Consider the following 1,396-nt stretch of genomic DNA (forward strand, 5'->3'; position numbering starts at 1 on the left):
CCGGGCCCCCCCGCCCGCACCCCCCCCGGGGCCGCCCCCCCCCCCCCCGCCGGCCCGGGCGGGGGGGGGGGCGGGCCCCCCCGCGGGGGGGGGGCCGCCCCCCCCGGCCCCCCCGGGCGGGCGGGCCAGCGGGGTCAGCAGCCGGGCGTCATCCGTGCGGCCCTGCGCGCGCCAGGCGCGGAGTTGGGCGGCGGCCGGGGTGTGCCGGTCGCGCCACAGCGCCCGGTCCCGGTCGAGCGGAAGGCGCTCGTCGGGCCCCGGGAACGCGCCCGCCACCGGGTCGGACGCGGTGCCGGGCCGCTCGGCGGCGGCCGACTCCGCGACCCCGATCGCCGCCGGCAGCGGCAGCCAGCCGCCGTACGCGAGGGTCAGCGCGGCGATGCCGCCGGCCGCCAACGTTCCGCACCACACCGGTGACCGGCCCCGGGCTACCTGTCTCACCTGAACTCCCTCGCTCGCTCGGCAATCCCACCGCCCGTCGGCGTCCGGCGCGGGGCGGGACGCACGACATGACGGAACATCAGGGTTTCCCGCCGACGGGCGCACGGCACCCGGTGACCGCCAAAAGGGCGACGGTCCGGGGGCTGGCCCGGCCCGTCTGGCGGCCGGGGCGGCGGGTGGGCCGGGGCCGGGGATGGGTTCGGTCGTGGATGAGCCAGCGCCGCGGGCCGGCTGGTCGGGGTGGCGGACCACTCCCACGGCCGGGGCAGGGCGCGGGCCCGGCCCGAACACGCGTGGGTGCCGTCGTGGATGAGCCGGGCCCGGCCGGGCGTGACCGTCCTCTCACCCCGCCGGCCGGCCCCGGCCCGTACCATCAATCGGATGAGCTCCCCCACCGACCGCCGGTTCCCCGCCGCCCGCCGCACGGCTCCCGACGCACCCGGGAAGACCGCCGCGACCTGCAAGGTCACCGTGTGCCGGGGGTGCTGCTGCGGCGATCCGCGCAAGGTGCCCGGGGTGGACCACGCCGGGCAGATCGCCCGGCTGCGGGAGGCGGTCGGACCGGCCGCTGCGGTACGGGCTTCGGACTGCCTCGACGTGTGCGACCAGGCCAATGTGATGGTGGTCCAGCCGTCGCCGAGCGGGCGCGCCGCGGGCGGCCGGCCGGTGTGGCTGGGGCTCGTCAACGACGACGACGCGCTGACCGACATCGCCACCTGGATACGCGCCGGCGGGCCCGGCCTCGCGGAGCCGCCCGGGGTGCTCGACCTCTATGCGTTCACGGTCTCCCGCCGGGTCCGCGAGGCCCTGGAGGACTGACCGCTCCCCCGCCGCCGAGCGCTCCCGTACGCGTCCATGCCGAAAGGCACCGTGGGGGGGGGGGGGGGGGGGGGGGGGGGGGGGGGGGGGGGGGGGGGGGGGGGGGGCGCGGCGCGGGGGGGGGCGGCGGGGGGGG

The 1,396-nt window shown here is 81.0% G+C and carries 1 protein-coding gene and 1 pseudogene; one reads left to right on the top strand and one right to left on the bottom strand.

Annotated elements, in window-relative coordinates:
- Positions 1-441: pseudogene (locus AAHZ94_RS34115) on the bottom strand (hypothetical protein); the annotation flags it as partial.
- A gap of 381 nt (positions 442-822) precedes the next feature.
- Between AAHZ94_RS34115 and AAHZ94_RS34120 the strand changes: the two are divergent.
- A complete protein-coding gene (locus tag AAHZ94_RS34120) occupies positions 823-1,260 on the top strand; it encodes a (2Fe-2S) ferredoxin domain-containing protein (protein WP_349997563.1) in 438 nt (145 codons plus the stop codon).
- Positions 1,261-1,396 lie beyond the last annotated feature (136 nt).

This window comes from Streptomyces sp. HSW2009, assembly GCF_040240285.1.
Classification (GTDB): domain Bacteria; phylum Actinomycetota; class Actinomycetes; order Streptomycetales; family Streptomycetaceae; genus Streptomyces.

What these genes read in the sequence shown, in the direction of transcription:
- AAHZ94_RS34120 (WP_349997563.1), top strand. Translation starts at nt 823, where the DNA reads ATGAGCTCCCCCACCGACCGCCGGTTCCCCGCCGCCCGCCGCACGGCT.